The sequence below is a fragment of the Nonomuraea monospora genome (assembly GCF_039531895.1).
In the GTDB taxonomy this organism is placed as follows: Bacteria; Actinomycetota; Actinomycetes; order Streptosporangiales; family Streptosporangiaceae; genus Nonomuraea; species Nonomuraea monospora.
In genome coordinates this window covers 106,607-122,152 of sequence record NZ_BAAAQX010000001.1, presented here as the reverse complement: position 1 = coordinate 122,152, position 15,546 = coordinate 106,607, and the positions used below count along the sequence as shown (strand labels likewise).

At 70.6% G+C, this 15,546-nt stretch carries 16 protein-coding genes; 6 read left to right on the top strand and 10 right to left on the bottom strand.

Translation table 11 applies throughout. From position 1 onward, the window contains the following. Positions 1 to 10: 10 nt before the first annotated feature. A complete protein-coding gene (locus ABD331_RS00555; protein ID WP_148434265.1) occupies positions 11 to 295 on the top strand; it encodes a DUF4235 domain-containing protein in 285 nt (94 codons plus the stop codon). Here ABD331_RS00555 and ABD331_RS00550 read toward each other — a convergent pair. Genes ABD331_RS00550 through ABD331_RS00540 form a run of 3 tightly spaced genes read right to left on the bottom strand, consistent with a single transcriptional unit; the run spans position 228 to position 4,159 of the window. Further along, entirely contained in the window at positions 228 to 1,661 is a 1,434-nt protein-coding gene (locus ABD331_RS00550; protein ID WP_344470120.1) for an alpha,alpha-trehalose-phosphate synthase (UDP-forming), read from the bottom strand. The genes ABD331_RS00555 and ABD331_RS00550 overlap by 68 nt on opposite strands. Positions 1,662 to 1,679: 18 nt before the next feature. Beyond that, positions 1,680 to 3,215 carry an FAD-dependent monooxygenase gene (locus tag ABD331_RS00545; RefSeq protein WP_344470118.1) on the bottom strand — a complete coding sequence of 512 codons (1,536 nt, stop codon included), beginning with the start codon at positions 3,213 to 3,215 and terminating at the stop codon, positions 1,680 to 1,682. Further along, positions 3,212 to 4,159: an MBL fold metallo-hydrolase gene (locus ABD331_RS00540; RefSeq protein ID WP_344470117.1), complete on the bottom strand. Its 948-nt coding sequence runs from the start codon at positions 4,157 to 4,159 to the stop codon at positions 3,212 to 3,214. The genes ABD331_RS00545 and ABD331_RS00540 overlap by 4 nt, the downstream gene beginning before the upstream one ends. A gap of 148 nt (positions 4,160 to 4,307) precedes the next feature. Here ABD331_RS00540 and paaI point away from each other — a divergent pair, with 148 nt between their 5' ends. Genes paaI through ABD331_RS00525 form a run of 3 tightly spaced genes read left to right on the top strand, consistent with a single transcriptional unit; the run spans position 4,308 to position 6,578 of the window. After that, positions 4,308 to 4,676, top strand: a complete 369-nt coding sequence (paaI, locus tag ABD331_RS00535; protein WP_344470730.1) for a hydroxyphenylacetyl-CoA thioesterase PaaI — start codon at positions 4,308 to 4,310, stop codon at positions 4,674 to 4,676. After that, a complete protein-coding gene (gene paaK / locus ABD331_RS00530; protein ID WP_344470116.1) occupies positions 4,673 to 5,968 on the top strand; it encodes a phenylacetate--CoA ligase PaaK in 1,296 nt (431 codons plus the stop codon). Before paaI ends, paaK begins: the two co-directional genes overlap by 4 nt. Positions 5,969 to 5,972: 4 nt before the next feature. Further along, complete coding sequence (locus tag ABD331_RS00525) at positions 5,973 to 6,578, top strand: TetR/AcrR family transcriptional regulator (RefSeq protein WP_344470115.1); 606 nt, start codon at positions 5,973 to 5,975, stop codon at positions 6,576 to 6,578. On the opposite strand, the gene ABD331_RS00520 is transcribed toward ABD331_RS00525, so the two are convergent. The 4 genes from ABD331_RS00520 to ABD331_RS00505 all read right to left on the bottom strand — a co-directional run bounded on the left by ABD331_RS00520 (position 6,568) and on the right by ABD331_RS00505 (position 10,020). Continuing rightward, on the bottom strand, positions 6,568 to 7,374 hold the full coding sequence (locus ABD331_RS00520; protein WP_344470114.1) for a hypothetical protein: 807 nt from the start codon (positions 7,372 to 7,374) through the stop codon (positions 6,568 to 6,570). The genes ABD331_RS00525 and ABD331_RS00520 overlap by 11 nt on opposite strands. Before the next feature lie 78 nt (positions 7,375 to 7,452). After that, positions 7,453 to 7,752, bottom strand: coding sequence for a DUF4193 domain-containing protein (locus ABD331_RS00515; RefSeq protein ID WP_020542847.1), 300 nt, complete (start codon positions 7,750 to 7,752; stop codon positions 7,453 to 7,455). A 310-nt stretch (positions 7,753 to 8,062) separates the two neighbouring features. Next, positions 8,063 to 9,328, bottom strand: a complete 1,266-nt coding sequence (locus ABD331_RS00510) for a sensor histidine kinase (RefSeq protein ID WP_425565924.1) — start codon at positions 9,326 to 9,328, stop codon at positions 8,063 to 8,065. Positions 9,329 to 9,366: 38 nt separating this feature from the next. Then, on the bottom strand, positions 9,367 to 10,020 hold the full coding sequence (locus ABD331_RS00505; protein WP_080036256.1) for a response regulator transcription factor: 654 nt from the start codon (positions 10,018 to 10,020) through the stop codon (positions 9,367 to 9,369). Between the two features lie 233 nt (positions 10,021 to 10,253). Here ABD331_RS00505 and ABD331_RS00500 point away from each other — a divergent pair, with 233 nt between their 5' ends. Then, a complete protein-coding gene (locus ABD331_RS00500; RefSeq protein ID WP_165974805.1) occupies positions 10,254 to 10,418 on the top strand; it encodes a hypothetical protein in 165 nt (54 codons plus the stop codon). A gap of 116 nt (positions 10,419 to 10,534) precedes the next feature. Here ABD331_RS00500 and ABD331_RS00495 read toward each other — a convergent pair whose 3' ends face one another. Both ABD331_RS00495 and ABD331_RS00490 read right to left on the bottom strand, forming a co-directional pair. Then, positions 10,535 to 11,323, bottom strand: coding sequence for an inositol monophosphatase family protein (locus tag ABD331_RS00495; RefSeq protein WP_344470113.1), 789 nt, complete (start codon positions 11,321 to 11,323; stop codon positions 10,535 to 10,537). After that, positions 11,323 to 13,344, bottom strand: a complete 2,022-nt coding sequence (locus tag ABD331_RS00490; RefSeq protein WP_344470112.1) for a S9 family peptidase — start codon at positions 13,342 to 13,344, stop codon at positions 11,323 to 11,325. The genes ABD331_RS00495 and ABD331_RS00490 overlap by 1 nt, the downstream gene beginning before the upstream one ends. Before the next feature lie 11 nt (positions 13,345 to 13,355). Between ABD331_RS00490 and ABD331_RS00485 the strand changes: the two genes are divergently transcribed. Beyond that, the gene (locus ABD331_RS00485; RefSeq protein WP_344470111.1) at positions 13,356 to 14,306 is read left to right on the top strand and encodes a ferrochelatase; all 951 of its coding nucleotides are present in this window, start codon (positions 13,356 to 13,358) and stop codon (positions 14,304 to 14,306) included. Here the strand turns inward: ABD331_RS00485 and ABD331_RS00480 are convergent. Then, on the bottom strand, positions 14,297 to 15,493 hold the full coding sequence (locus tag ABD331_RS00480) for a lytic transglycosylase domain-containing protein (RefSeq protein WP_344470109.1): 1,197 nt from the start codon (positions 15,491 to 15,493) through the stop codon (positions 14,297 to 14,299). The two genes, ABD331_RS00485 and ABD331_RS00480, sit on opposite strands and share 10 nt — an antisense overlap. Between the last annotated feature and the right edge of the window lie 53 nt (positions 15,494 to 15,546).

Sequence of the window (15,546 nt, the reverse complement as noted above, 5' to 3'; positions counted from 1 at the left end):
GGAGATCGACATGGCGGAGGACAAGCCCGATATCGCCTGGCGCGTCGTCGGCGGCCTGGTGGGGCTGGTGACGGCGTGGGCGGCCAGGAAGGTGCTCGGGTTCGCCTGGAAGAAGGCGACCGGCAAGGAGCCGCCCATCGACACCGACTCGCCCGAGGTCAGCATGGGCGAGGCGATCGGTTACGCCGTCGTCATGGGGGTCGGCATGTCCGTGGCGCAGATCGTGGTCAACCGGACCGCCAAGAAGCGCTACGACGCGTGGAAGTCGCTGAAGCAGGTGACTCCAGGGCAGTGAGGAACTCACTCGCCCAGCGGTCCACGTCGTAGGTGGCGACCCGGCGGCGCATCGTGCGCATCCGCCGGGCCAGCTCGTGCGGCGTGGCCCGCATCGCCGCCAGCATCTGCCGCTTGACGTCCTCCACGTCGTACGGGTTGACCAGGTACGCCTGCCGCAGCTCGTCGGCGGCCCCGGCGAACTCGCTGAGCACCAGCGCCCCGTGCAGGTCGTGGTGACAGGAGATGTACTCCTTGGCCACCAGGTTCATCCCGTCGCGCAAGGGCGTGACGACCATGACGTCGGCGGCCAGGTAGAGCGCCGCCAGCTCGTCGTGGCCGTACGACTGGTGGAAGTACCACACCGGCTGGTAGCCGAGCTGGGCGTGCTCGCCGTTGATCCGGCCGACCTGCAGCTCGATGTCGTCGCGCAGTTTCTTGTACTCCTCCACGCGCTCCCTGCTGGGCGTGGCGATCTGCACGAACACGGCCTCGCCGGGCCGCAGCCGGCCGTCCTTGAGCAGCTCGCCGAAGCCTTCCAGGCGCTGGCCGATGCCCTTGGTGTAGTCGAGCCGGTCCACGCCGAGCAGCACGTGCTCGGGGTCGCCCAGCTCGACCCTGATCTCCTTGGCCCTGTCGACGATGCGCGGCTCGCGGACGAGCGAGTCGAGCTGCGCGAAGTCCACGGAGATCGGGAAGGCCTGGGTGGTGACGATCCGGTCGTCGAGGAAGATCTCGTTCCCCTTGTACGGCAGCCCGAGCAGCCTGCGGCACAGCCGCCGGAAGTTCGAGGCGCCGCCGGGGAGCTGGAAGCCGACCAGGTCGGCGCCGAGCAGCCCTTCGACCAGTTCCTTGCGCCACGGCAGCCGCCAGAACAGCTCCGTGGGCGGGAACGGGATGTGCAGGAAGAACCCGATCCGCAGGTCGGGCCTGAGCTTGCGGAGCATCGCGGGCACGAGCTGGAGCTGGTAGTCCTGCACCCACACGACCGCGTTCTCATCGGCCGCTTCCGCGGCGGCCTCGGCGAAGCGCTGGTTGACGCTGCGGTAGGTCTCCCACATCTCCCTGTCGAAGACGGGCGTGGCGACGACGTCGTGGTAGAGCGGCCACAGCGTGGCGTTGGAGAAGCCCTCGTAGTAGAGCTCGACCTCACGGGCGGACAGCGGGATCGGGATGAGGCTCATCCCGTCCTGCTCGAACGGCTCCAGCTTCTCGTCGGGCGCCCCGTGCCAGCCGGCCCAGGCTCCGTGGCGGCGCTGCATCACCGGCGCTATCGCGGTGACGAGGCCGCCAGGACTCCTGCGCCACGAAGCCGTTCCGTCTGGCTCGATCGTGCGATCGACCGGCAACCGGTTCGCGACGATCAGAAACGAGCTACGGCCACTCAACGCAGTCCTCCTATGGGGTCAAATATCAGGAAAGCCGCCTAGCGCACGGCTCACAGCAGCCGCCACCGACTCCGGCCCCGCATGGGGGATGATCGCGGCGATGTGGGAATCGGGCCTGATGAGCCATGCCTCATCCGGCCCGGCGCCGAGCCTCTCAGCGAGCGAGCCGGTTCCATCCATCTCCGCGAGCCCGCGTACGGCGAGCGGCGCCGTAATGACCTTGCCCAGGACCTGCACAAACAAACTCGAATCGCACATATCGCCCAGCAGGACGAGGAATCCATCCCGGGTGTGCTGCCGCAACCGGCCCCCGGGTAGCGGCAGATCGGGCAGGATCACGCCGGGCGCGGGCGTGCACAGCGCTCCCTTGGGCGGGCGGCCCAGGAACGGGCGGGCCGGCTCGGGCGTGGTGAGCGGCGAGTCCACGTACCAGAAGGGCTCGGCGAAGCGCCCCGAGTCCACCTCCTCGATCCGGCCGCCCTCCAGCGCCGCGCGCCTGCGCATCCGCTCCTCCACGCTCCCCGGCACGAGGAAGCGCATGGTGGCGGCGGTGACCTCCAGGTTCTCCAGCGCGGCGGCGTGCCGCTCGGCGTGGTACGACTCCAGCAGCCCGGGCCCGGCCCAGCCGTTGAGGGCGAAGGCCAGCTTCCAGGCGGCGTTCTCGGCGTCGGGCACCCCGGAGTTCAGCCCCCGCGCGCCGAACGGGGCCACCAGATGGGCGCAGTCGCCTGCCAGGAGGACCCGGCCGACCCGCATGCGGGAGGCGAGCCGCGAGTGGAACCGGTACGTGCTGTGCCAGAGCAGCTCGAACGGCCGATCGCCAATGATCTGCCTGATTTTTCGCGAAATATCAGCTTCTGTCGGGATGAAGTCGGGGGCGATCTGCCAGTCGATCCGGTACGTCCCCCCAGGGCAGGGGTGGATCAGCACCTGGCGGCCGGGGTTCCAGACGGGGTCGAACCAGAAGCGCCGCTCGCTCTCCCAGCCCGGCAGATCCGCCTTGATGTCGCAGATCAGGAACTGGTCCTCGAACGTCTCCCCGGAGAACGTCACGCCCAGCGAGTCGCGGATCGCCTGCGCCCTCGCGCCCGCGCAGACCAGCGCGTACGACGCCCGCATCCGCCGCCGGCCGCAGTGCACGGTGACGCCGGAGTCGTCCTGGCTCAGCCCCGTGACCTCGTGGTCCCAGCGCACCTCGATGAGCGGCTGGGCCGCGATGGCCTCGTCGAGGAGCTGCTCGGTGCGCGTCTGGGAGATGTTCACGCACGGCGGCAGCGGCCCCTCACGCTGGAACGTCCAGGAGAACAGCTCGCGCTCGCGGTAGTAGGTGCGGGCCGTGGTCCAGGCCAGCCCCTCCTCCGCCACCCTGCCCGCCCCTGCGGCGGCCCAGATGTCGAGCACGTCGCGCTGCTGGCAGATGGACTTCGACCCGCCGCGCCCCCGCCCCGGGCGCTGGTCCAGCACCAGCACCGGCACGCCCCACCGGGCCAGCAGCAGCGCGGCGCTCTGCCCGACCGGCCCGGCCCCGACCACGATCACCTGGTGCTCGTTCATGACTGCAGCTCGTCCCACACCTGACGGTCGCGCTCGGCGGTCCAGACGCGCGGGCGCTCGACGCCGTGCAACTCGTCCCAGAGCCTGGAGACGTTGAACGGCAGGCAGTGCTCGAAGATCGGCCAGCGGCCGTAACGGGGTTCCAGGGCGGCGTGCGTGCGCTGGAACGCCTCCTTCAGCGACCCGGCCGCGCCCGTCTCACGCAGCATCACGGCCAGGAAGTCGCGCGTCTGCCCGATGGCCGACTCCACGCCCTCCTTGCCCCTGGCCACCGCGCCCCTGCCGCCGACCAGCGTCTCCGCCCCCAGCGAGGCGACCCGGTCGAGCGTGCCCGACGACCAGTCGCGGTGGAAGGCGTCGCCGGTGTAGAGGGCCGCCTGCGACTCGACGAGGTCGCCGGCGAACAGGATGCGCTGCCTGGGCAGCCACGCCACCAGGTCGCCCTCGGTGTGGCCGCGCCCGCAGTACTGCAGCACCAGGTCGCCGCGCCCGCCGCCCAGGTCGATCGTGAAGCGGTCGCTGAACGTGGCCGTCGGCCAGGTCAGGCCGGGGATCGAGGCGGGCTCCCTGAACAGGCGGGGCATTCTGGCGTACTCGCTGGCCCAGTCCTGCTCGCCGCGCTCGGCGATCAGCTCGCGGGTCTTCTCGTGCGTGACGATCACGTCCGCGCCGAACGCCGAGGCGCCCAGCACGCGGACCGCGTGGTAGTGCGACAGCACCAGGTACCGGATCGGTTTGGTGGTGTGCTCGCGCAGCCTGGACAGCCACTCGCGGGCCGCGACCGGGGTGGCCAGCGCCTCGAAGCAGACGAGGAAGTCCTCGCCCTCGATCGCGCCCACGTTCGGGTCGCCCTCGGCGGTGAGCGCGTACACGCCCTCCGCGAGCACCTCCAGGACCTGCTTCTTCTCGCCGAGGTCCGCCGACGAGGCGAACGGTTTGACCATCGCTCCTCCTGCCATCCGGGCGTAGCTCCGACAGAGGCATACCCCGCGGCGCGGCTCGCGCCCTCTTGACAGGCAAGTCGGGCGGTGGTGTGTTTACCGAACATTCGGTCAGTTGACGAGGGAGATCGCGTTGGAGAGCGCGCGCCGCATGATGGACGCCGACACCGCCTCCGCCGCCCTGGGCATCGAGCTGGCGGACCTGGCCGAGGGCCGCGCGGTGTGCCGGATGACCGTGACCGGCCCGATGGTCAACGGCCACGGCCTGTGTCACGGCGGGTACGTGTTCCTGCTGGCCGACACGGCGTTCGCGTGCGCGTGCAACACCTACGGCCCCGTCACGGTGGCGGCGGGCGCCGAGATCGCGTTCGTCTCCCCCGCCCGCGCGGGCGACGTCCTGGTGGCCGAGGCGGCCGAGCGCACGCGCTACGGCCGCAGCGGCATCTACGACGTCACCGTGCGGCGCCCCGACGGTCAGGTGGTCGCGGAGTTCCGCGGCCGGAGCCGGGAGTTGAAGTGAAACTTGGAGATCCCCCCGCCGCGCACGAGCTCGACCCGATCGAGTGCGTGTCCCGCGACGAGCTCATGGCGCTCCAGCTCGAACGCCTGCAGCGGACCCTGCGCCTGGCGTACGAGAACGTGCCGCTCTACCGGGACAAGTTCGACCGGGCGGGCGTGCATCCGAGCGACTGCAAGGAGCTCGCCGACCTGGCGAAGTTCCCCTTCACCACGAAGCAGGACCTGCGCGAGTCCTACCCGTTCGGCATGTTCGCCGTGCCGCGCGAGCAGGTCGCCCGCATCCACGCCTCCAGCGGCACCACGGGCCTGCCCACGGTGGTCGGGTACACCAGGAACGACCTCGACGTGTGGGCGGAGGTGGTGGCCCGCTCGATCCGCGCCTCCGGCGGGCGGCCCGGCGACATCGTGCACGTGGCCTACGGCTACGGGCTGTTCACCGGCGGCCTGGGCGCGCACTACGGGGCCGAGCGGCTGGGCTGCACCGTGGTGCCCGTCTCGGGCGGGATGACGCCCCGGCAGGTGCGGCTCATCCAGGACTTCCGGCCCAGCGTGATCATGGTGACGCCGTCGTACATGCTGGCCCTGCTGGACGAGTTCACCGCGCAGGGGCTCGACCCGCGCGAGTCGTCCCTGCGCGTCGGCATCTTCGGCGCGGAGCCGTGGACCGAGAAGATGCGCGCCGAGATCGAGGACCGCTTCGACCTGCACGCCGTGGACATCTACGGGCTGTCGGAGGTGATGGGCCCCGGCGTGGCCAACGAGTGCGTCGAGACCAAGGACGGGCTGCACATCTGGGAGGACCACTTCTACCCGGAGACCGTCGACCCGTTCACCGGCGAGCCCGCCCCGCAGGGCGAGCTGGTCTTCACCACGCTCACCAAGGAGGCCATGCCGGTCATCCGCTACCGCACCCGCGACCTGACCCGGTTGCTGCCCGGCACCGCCCGGCCGGCCTTCCGCCGCATGGAGAAGGTGACGGGACGCACCGACGACATGATCATCCTGCGTGGCGTGAACGTGTTCCCGACCCAGATCGAGGAGCTGGTGCTGGGCGTCGAGGGCCTGTCGCCGCACTTCCAGCTCCGCCTGACGCGGCCCGAGCGGCTCGACGTGATGACGGTCAGGGTCGAGGCGCGCCCCGGCTTCCCCGGGCGGCGGGAGGCGGGCGAGGCGCTGCGCAGGGCGGTCAAGGACACCGTCGGCGTCAGCGTCGAGGTCGAGGTCGTGGACCCGGAGACGCTGGAGCGGTCGGTCGGCAAGCTCAAGCGGGTCGTCGACCAGCGGAAGACCTGACCCCGTGACCACCGCGAACCCCGCCCGCCGGCGCGGGCGCGGCCACGACCCCGAGTCGGTGCTGGCCATCGCCGTGGGCGTGTTCAACGAGCGCGGCTACGACGGCACCAGCATGGCGGAGCTCGCCAGGGCGCTCGGGGTCACCAAGTCGGCCATCTACTACCACGTGCCGGGCAAGGAGCAGCTCCTCGCCCGCGCGCTGGACCGGGCGCTGGACGGGCTGTTCGCGATGGTGGCCGACCCGCGTGCCGCCTCGGGGGCCGCGATCGACCGGCTGGAGTGGGTGCTGCGGCAGAGCGTGCGCATCCTGGTGGAGCGGCTGCCGTACGTGACGCTGCTGCTGAGGGTGCGCGGCAACAGCGTGACGGAGCAGGCGGCGCTGGAGCGGCGAAGGGAGTTCGACCGGTTCGTCAGTCACCTGGTCAAGGAGGCGGCGGCGGAGGGCAGCATCCGCGCCGACGTGGACCCCGCGCTGGTGACGCGCCTGCTGTTCGGCGCGGTCAACTCGATCACGGAGTGGTACCAGCCGTCGCGCGGCGCCTCGGCGGACGATCTGGCTGAGACGCTGCTCACCATCATCTTCGACGGCCTGCGCTCCCCTAGGGGGTGAGTTCGTCCCGCTCCTGGTCCTGGGGCAGCGAGGGGCGCTTGACCCGCAGGTCGTCGCGGATGGCCGCACCCAGCTTCTTGGTGGCCAGGCGGTTGAGCGCGCCACCGGCGATGGCCCCGGTGAGGAAGGGCCCGAACGTGGTCAGATGGCGTCCCAGCGTCCGCATGAGACGGTTGCGCAGGGCGGTCTTGGTGGCGGCTCCCAGTGCCAGGGAGACGGACGCGGGCGCGAGGGGGTCGATGCCGCGCTGTTTGGCCCAGGCCGCGGTGAACGCGACGGCGCGCTGGGTGCCGGAGCCCTGGACGTGTACGCCATAGACCTCGTGCAGCTCGGCCAGCATCTTGACCTCGATGGCGGCGACGACGATGGTCTCGGCGACGAGCTGAGCGGGGGCGGAGAGCAGGAGGGGTGGCGCGGCGAACTCGGCCGCTGCCAGTGCTCCGCCGATAGCGCCGACCGTCATCGTGGCCTTCTGCGCGGTGCGCACAAGGTCGTCGGCGAGCTCTTCGCCGGTCAGGCCATGATGATGCTCGGCAAGGGTGTGCAGATCTCTGATCGGGATGCGCGGCGCGATGTTGAGGAAGACGTCGGCCAGCCAGCGGCCCCGGCCGATGCCGGTCTCCCGTGCCCTCTTGGCCCCGGCGGACAGCGCCTGGGCTAGTCGGCCGAGCAGCTTGCGCCGCTCGGCCGGCTCGAGCTCACCGGGAGCGGTGAGCCTGCCAACGAGCTCGCCGACCTCATGTTCGGGGTCGGCGATCTCACTGCCTGGTTGCTGGTCTTTCTCTGGTGCGGCCACGCGGTGCCTCCGTTTGGTCTTGGTCGCGATCGCTCAGGGAGTGCCGTTCGCGCGCCCCGGGCTCCTTCGCTCCAGGATTTAGGCGGCGCACTCCCGGCAGACCTGCTGGCCGTTCTTCTCAGAGGCCAGCTGGCTGCGGTGGTGCACCAGGAAGCAGCGCGAGCAGGTGAACTCGTCGGCCTGACGGGGGATCACCCGCAGGGAGAGCTCTTCGTTCGACAGGTCCGCACCGGGCAGCTCGAGCGACTCGGCCAGGTCGGTCTCGTCGATGTCGATGCTGCCAGACGACTTGTCGGTGCGCCGCGCCTGAAGCTCCTGGAGGCTGTCCTCCCCCAGGTCGTCGTCTGTCTTGCGCGGGCTGTCGTAGTCGGTAGCCATTGTGCTTACTCCATCCCCCTCATCTATATGTCTTCGCGCTCATCGCGCGTCTTCTAACGTCCGGGAAGCCCATCTTGTGCCCGTTCCGTCGGGGAGATTTCCCATCGGTACCCCGCGGAAACGGACAACGAACCTCCCAACACGTCAGGGCCTGCTGCCGACGGCAATGGTTAGCCAAATATGGCGAAACCCACAGCCTTGGCGTCATGCACCACCGTGTTCGACGGCACATCCAACCACATGTGCGGCGTGGATGAGACGCCCCCCGTGACTCAACACGCACACGAACGCGACAGAGCGGCCCAGCCGGTCATCGCAACGGAAGCCGAATGGTCACGACCAGCCCTCCACCATCGCGCGGCACAGCGGTGACGTTCCCGCCGTGCGCCTGCACCACCGCACGGACGATGGACAGCCCCAGACCCGATCCCTTGGCCGAATCCACGCGGTCCGCGTGAAGCCTCCTGAACGGCTCGAACAGGCTGTTCACCTCGTACGCCGGCACATGCTGTCCTGTGTTGGCCACCTGAACAACCAAGGCACCGTCCGCCATTCCCGTTCGGATCCAGACTTTTCCGTTTTCGGGAATGTTGTACTTGACGGCGTTCTCCAGCAGGTTGCTGACAGAGCGTTCCAGGAGCACCGGATCGCCGATGGTAGGCGCGCTGACCAGTTCGGTGGAGACCGTTACGCCGTGCTCTTCCGCGAACGGCGTCACCTGTTCCACGGCGGTCTGGGCGACCTCCATGACGTCGAGGGGTTTGCGCACGGCCAGCTCGCGTTCGCTCCTGGCGAGCAGCAGCAGGCCCTCGATGAGCTTCTCGTTGCGGGCGTTGACCTCCAGGAGGGTGCGGCCTAGCGCCTTGAGGTCCTGGGAGGCCTCCGGATCGGACAGGGCGATCTCCAGGACCGTCCTGTTGATGGTGAGGGGGGTGCGCAGTTCGTGGGAGGCGTTGGCGACGAATCTGCGCTGGGTGTCGAAGGCGACGTTGAGGCGGGCGAGCATGGCGTCGAACGTGTCGGCCAGCTCCTTCAGCTCGTCGTTCGGGCCTTCCAGGCCGATGCGCTGGTGGGCCAGGGTGCTCTCGGAGAGCTTCTTGGCCGTGGCGGTCATCTGCGCCACGGGCTTGAGCGCCCGGTCGGCCACGAAGTAGCCGATGATCAGCGCCAGGATGCCGACACCCACGAGCGCCATCACCGAGCTGGTCAGCAGGGCGTCCCTGGCGTTCTGCACCGCCAGCTTCTGGAAGCTCTGCATGGCCTGCTGGAACTGCGCGTCCACGGTGGGCGGCAGGTTGGTCTCGAAGATCGGCCACGCGGCGCTGATGGCGTTGCCGACGATGGCGTAGACGGAGAACAGCAACGCGGCCGCCGCCGCGAAGACCAGCGCGCTGTAGGTGATCGTCAGCCGCCAGCGGATGCTCACCTTGCCGGGAAGCTCCTTCACACGCTCCATGGTGGAGCGTGGAGCGGGCCGTTGCGTCGGCGGGGGCGGGCCGTCCCAGGCGGGCGGCCCCTTGGGCGGCGGCGCTTCCTGCACGCGCGTCGCCCTCCTGGCCGAGTGCGGGCTGATCATCGGATGCGTCGGGCCCGCCTCGCGGTCTGACCGTTCACTCACAATTTGTACCCAACCCCGGGCACAGTCTCGATCACCTGAGGCTCGCCCAGCTTCTTCCGCAGCGTCATCATGGTCACCCGGACCACGTTCGTGAAGGGATCGATGTTCTCGTCCCAGGCCTTGTCCAGCAGGTCCTCCTGGCTGACGACGGCCCCTTCGGCCCGCATCAGCTCCTCCAGGACCGCGAACTCCTTCTTGGTCAGCACGACCTCCCTGCCGTCGCGCTCCACCAGCCGCTTGCCGGGGTCGAGCTTGATCCCGGCCCGCTCCAGCACGGGCGGCAGGGCGGGCGCGGAGCGGCGGCCCAGCGCGCGGACCCTGGCGACCAGCTCGATGAACACGAACGGCTTGGCCAGGTAGTCGTCGGCGCCCAGGCCGAGGCCCTCGACCTTGTCGTCCACGTCGCCCGAAGCGGTCAGCATGAGGATCCGGGAGGCGGTGCGCTGCTCGACCAGCCGGCGGCACACCTCGTCACCGTGCACCACGGGCAGGTCGCGGTCCAGCACGATGACGTCGTAGTCGATGTAGGAGGTCCGTTCCAGGGCGCCGCCGCCGTCGTAGGCGACGTCCACCGCCATGGCCTCGCGCCGCAGCCCCGTCGCGATCGCGTCGGCGAGCACCCGCTCATCCTCTACAACCAGCACCCGCACGCCGGTACACCTCTCTCCGATTCTGGGCACTCATTCTGCCCACAGGCTCGATAAGCGCACGGTAAGGCATGTTCAGGGGTCGGTGACGTAACCGTCAGGCAGAGTGGCGCGAAATTCATGTTTCGGAGGGCGACAACCCGGGGTATGCCTGCGGGACACCCCTTGCCCGGTCTTCATCCGGCAATGGGAGATTCGCCCCCTGCACGAGTCGAACCCCCCAGAGAGTAGGTGAGATGGGCGAGTTCACGACCACGATCGAACACCGCCTCGACCAGGCTTACAAGGGCCTTCGGGAGGCCCGTAGCGTCGGCGACGACTACCTCGCCGACACCCTCACCGCCGAGATCGAGGACCTGCGCCGGCTGGCCGACGATCACGGCATCCCGTTGCCCCGCTGACCCCATGCGAAACGGCCGGAGCCTGTCCGGCTCCGGCCGTTCGTCGCTCCTCCCACTTCCGCGAGACCGACCCGCCGTACTCCGGTCGCGGTCTTTCTGGAGGGAGGGAAGGGCGATCAGGAGTCGCGTTCGGGATTGAGCGGTGCCAGCAGGTCGTGCAGCTCCTCGAACAGCCCGGGAGCGGCGCACACCGCGTAGTCCGGGCTGACCGGACGGCCGTTCAGCCCGGCGAGCCTGGCCCCCGCCTCGGTGGCGACCAGGCCCGCCGCGGCGTAGTCCCACGGGTTGATGCCGCGCTCGTAGTAGGCGTCCACCCGGCCGGCGGCCAGCGAGCACAGGTCGACGGCGCATGAGCCGCCGCGCCGGATGTCCCGCACGCGGGGCAGCACGTGGGCCACCACCTGTCCCTGAACCTCCCGCCGGCCGACGAGGTAGCCGAAGCCGGTCGAGACGAGGGCCTGCGCCAGCGGCACCCCGGTGTTGCAGCGCAGCGGCGAGCCGTTCAGCCAGGCGCCCTGGCCGCGCGCCGCGGTGAAGACCTCGCCGCGCGCCGGCACGTTGACGACCCCGGCCACGATCTCGCCGCGCACCTCGACGGCGATCGACACCGCCCAGTCGGGCAGGCCGTACAGGAAGTTGACGGTGCCGTCGATCGGGTCGACGATCCAGCGCACGTCGGACTCGCCGGGCTCCTCGCCGCCCTCCTCCCCGAGGATGCGGTCGCCGGGCCTGGCGGCCAGGACGCGCTCGCGGATGAGCTCCTCCGAGGCCTTGTCCAGCGTGGTGACCACGTCGGTCGGGCTGGACTTGGTCTCGATCTCGCCGGACATCGTGGGCCGCTTGGCCAGCAGCATGTCGCCGGCCTCGCGGGCGATGTCCTCGGCGAGCGTCAGGAAGTCCGTCATCACGCCACCGAGTCCGGGCGCTTCCACTCCTGGCCGAGCACGTGCTGGCCGAGGAAGGCCAGGACGGTCTCGTACCAGGCGATGACGTTGCCCGGCTTCAGGATCCAGTGGTTCTCGTCGGGGAAGTACAGGAACTTGGCGTCCACCTCGGTGCGCCGCAGGTCCCACCACAGCCGCAGCGCCTCGCCGATCGGCACCCGGTAGTCCTTGTCGCCGTGGATGACGAGCATCGGGGTGGTGATCCGGTCGAGGGCGTTGTGCGGCGACAGCAGCGAGTAGCGCTCCGCGCCGGGCAGGCCGAACTCGCGCTGCCAGTACATCGCGGCGTCGGTGGTGCCGGAGAACTGGTCGAGGTTCCACAGCGAGGCGTGGGTGACGATGGCCTTGTAGCGGTCGGTGTGACCGGCCAGCCAGTTGGCCATGTAACCGCCGAACGAGCCGCCCATCGCGGCGACGCGCTCGCTGTCGATGTCGTCCCTGGCCAGGGTGGCGTCCACGATCGCGTCGAGGTCGGCCTGGGTGCGCGGGCCCCAGTTGCCCCAGCCTCGGTCGATCATGTCCTGGCCGTAGCCGGTGGACATGCACGGGTCGGGCATGAGCACCGCGTAGCCGTGCTGGGCCAGGATCCACGACTGCCAGCGCCACTGCCAGTCGTTCCAGGAGCCGAGCGGGCCGCCGTGGATGAACAGCACGAACGGGGCGGGGTTGGCGGCGGAGGCGCCTTCGGGCAGGGCGAGCCAGCCGCGGATGGCGGTGCCGTCGTCGGCGGTGGCGGTGACCTCGGTGAGCGTGCCGGGCACCTCGGGGCGCGGCGCGGGCGTGGGCAGGTCGGCGATCTCGCCGGTGGCGGCGTCGATCCTGGCCGGGGCGGGCGCGAGGTTGACGGCGCTGCGCAGGGCGTAGATCCAGCGGCCGTCGGGCGACGGGTTGAGGCCGAGGTAGGAGGCGTCGTCCTGGGTGAGCCTGGACAGCTCGCCGTCCAGCGGGACGCGGAAGACGGGGCGGCGGCCCTGGTGGTCGGCGGCGACATAGACGGCCGAGGAGTCGGGCGCCCAGTCGACGTCCGAGGGGAACAGCTCGCCCGCGTACGCGCGGCCCTCGCCGGTGGCCAGGTCGGCGATCCACAGCTCGCTGCGGGCGGAGACGTCCAGCCCGGTGAGCCGGTCGCGGGAGCAGGCCAGCTTGGTGCCGTCGGGCGAGACCGCCAGCGGCCCGGTGAAGTCGTAGGCCTCGTCGGACAGCAGCACGCGCCGCTCGCCGGTGGCCACGTCGATGGCGACCAGTTCGGTGCGCAGCTCGCCCTTCGGCAGGGCGACGCGCCAGGTGGTGATCACGGTGCTGCCGTCGGGGGTGAGCTCGAAGCCTCCCTCGCGCAGCGCGTCGCCCGCGTCGGGGGTCAGGTCGCGCACGTCCTCCAGGCGGTCGGCGCCGAGCCTGGCCGCGAACAGCCTGGGCCGGCCCGGCCCGAGGTCGTGGTCCCAGTAGCGGACGGGGTAGCTCTCGTGCAGGATCGCGCTGATGCCCGCCTCCTTGCGGGCCTTGCGCCGCTCCTCGTCGGCCGACTCCTCGCCGTCGAGCACGTCGGAGACGAACACGACCACGTCGCCCGCCGTCCGCACGCCGCCGATGCCGCCCGGCCTGGTGGCCACCTGGCGGGCCTCGCCGCCCGCCCGGGGCAGCAGCCACAGCGCGGGCACCTCCTCGCCGGCGTCCTTGACCGTCGGGTCGGGGCGGGCGGAGGTGAACAGCACGTCGCCCCCGGCGGTGAAGACCGCGGCCGACTCGCCCTTGGCCGAGCGCGTCAGCCGGTACGGCTCGCCGTCCAGCGGGACTGCCCAGAGCGCGGTGCCGTACGACTTGCCGTCGGGGTTGAGAGATTGGACGGTGGAGATCAGCCTGGATCCATCAGGCGAAAGCCGGAGAGAAAGGACCCGGGGAATGGCCACATAGTCACGAATGTCGTTGAATGCGCTCACTCGATCGAACCTACCTCGCAGAAGGGACCGTCGACACTCCCGCATAGGGTTGTCACGTGGGAATTTACGACGCCTTGCTGGTCCTGTCGTTCGGCGGCCCGGAGGGGCCGGACGACGTGATGCCGTTCCTGGAGAACGTCGTGCGCGGCCGTGGCGTGCCGCGCGAGCGCCTGCTCGAAGTGGCGGAGCACTACCAGAGCTTCGGCGGGGTCAGCCCGATCAACCAGCAGAACCGCGACCTGATCGAGGCGCTGCGCCCGGTCCTCGACGTGCCGGTCTACTGGGGCAACCGCAACTGGCACCCGTTCGGCGAGGACACCGTGCGCCAGATGCACGCCGACGGCGTCAGGAAGGCCGCCGTCTTCGCCACCTCGGCGTTCGCCGGCTACTCGAGCTGCCGCCAGTATTACGAGGACATCAAGCGCATCTCGTTCGAGGGCGGCCCCGAGCTGATCAAGATGCGGCACTACGGCGAGCACCCCGGCTTCGTGGCGGCGATGGCCGACCACACGCGGGCGGCGCTGGAGCGGCTCGGCCGCGACGACGCCAGGCTGGTCTTCACCGCCCACAGCATCCCGGTCACCATGGCCGAGACCGCCGGCCCCGAGGGCGGCCTGTACGAGGCGCAGCTCCGCCGCAGCGCCGAGCTGGTCAGCCGGGCGCTGGGCCGCACCGAGCCGTGGGACCTGGTGTGGCAGTCGCGCAGCGGCCCGCCGCAGGTGCCGTGGCTGGAGCCGGACGTCTGCGACCACCTGCGCAAGATCGAGGCGCCGGCCGTGGTGCTGGTGCCGATCGGGTTCGTCTCCGACCACATGGAGGTCGTCTACGACCTCGACACCGAGGCCAGGGCGGTGGCCGCCGAGCTGGGCCTGCCCATGGAGCGGGCCGCGACGGCGGGCACGCATCCGCGCTTCGTGGAGATGGTGCGTGAGCTGATGGAGGAGCCCGAGCCGGTGCCCTGCCCGCTCACCTGCTGCCCGCCGCCGAAGCGGCGGCCTCAGGCGTAAGTTCTGGCGTACGCCTCGGCGATCCCCATGACCTTGTTCACGTAGTCCCACGAGTGGTTGTAGAACCAGATCGCCTTGCGGAGCCTCTCGCCGCCCTGCCCGGCCTTGTTGGCGCACAGGTAGTTCGCCGCGCCGGGCACGGCGTCGTAGGGGCTCCAGATGTCCTTCTTGCCGTCACCGTCGCCGTCCACGCCGTAGTGCTTCCAGGTGGCGGGCATGAACTGCATGGGGCCCAGCGCGCCCGCGCTCGACGGCCCGTTGTTGCGGCCGTGGCTGCTCTCCACCTGCCCGATCGCGGCCAGCACCGTCCATGACAGCCCGGGGCAGCGGGTGGCGGAGACCTTGTACAGCTCCAGGTAGCTGCTCGGCCTGCCCACGCTGACCTGCTGCTCCTGGGCAGGCTGCCGCTGGGCGGGCTGCTGCTGCTTGGGGGCGCGCGCGGCGGCGTCCAGCACCACGACCTGGGCGCCCTTGCCGAGCAGCTTGCGCACGCCCGCCTGGCCGATCTTGCCCTCCTTGCCGTGCAGCAGCACCGCGACGCCCGGCGCGAACCCGAGCGTCCTGCCGACCTCCGCGCTGACCAGCCCGTCCACGCCGGTCAGCCCGAGCGAGGCGGAGGCCGCGACGCGCAGCCTGGGCCCGCCGTCCACCTGGTACGTGGCGCCCAGCACCATCCCGTACTTGCGCATCGCGCCCGCGTCGGCCACCAGCTCGCCCCTGGCCAGGGCGCTCCACACGGCGGGCTGGTCGGCGACGGGCTGCGGCGTCCACGAGCGGAAGCCTGAGGGGTCGACGGCCAGCAGGTTCAGCCCGGTGCCCGAGACCTTGACGGCGCCCGCGTCCACGATGGTGACCTTCTGCACGTGCTTGAGCTTCGCGAGCTTGAGCCTGGTCTCCTTGGGCACCGTGCCCGGGGCGATCGCCAGCACGCGGGCCGGCGTGGAGGTGACGCCGGCGCCGCCCGCGCCGAAGTCCTTGACCGGCTCGGTGGTGGGCACGAGCTGGTCGAGCCGGGGTGCGGCGGCGTCCGTCCGCAGCGCGGTGGCGCGGGGTTTGGCGCGTGCCGGCTCCTGTGCGCTGAGCAGGTCACCGTCCATGATCACGACGACACCGCCGGCCGCCGCGGTGACCGCGAGCACGGCGGTGACCATGAGCATGACCGCGCGGACAGTGGGAAGACCGGACACTCGGGACACGTTAACTCACGCCAGCCCGAAACCACTTGCGATCCCGACATATG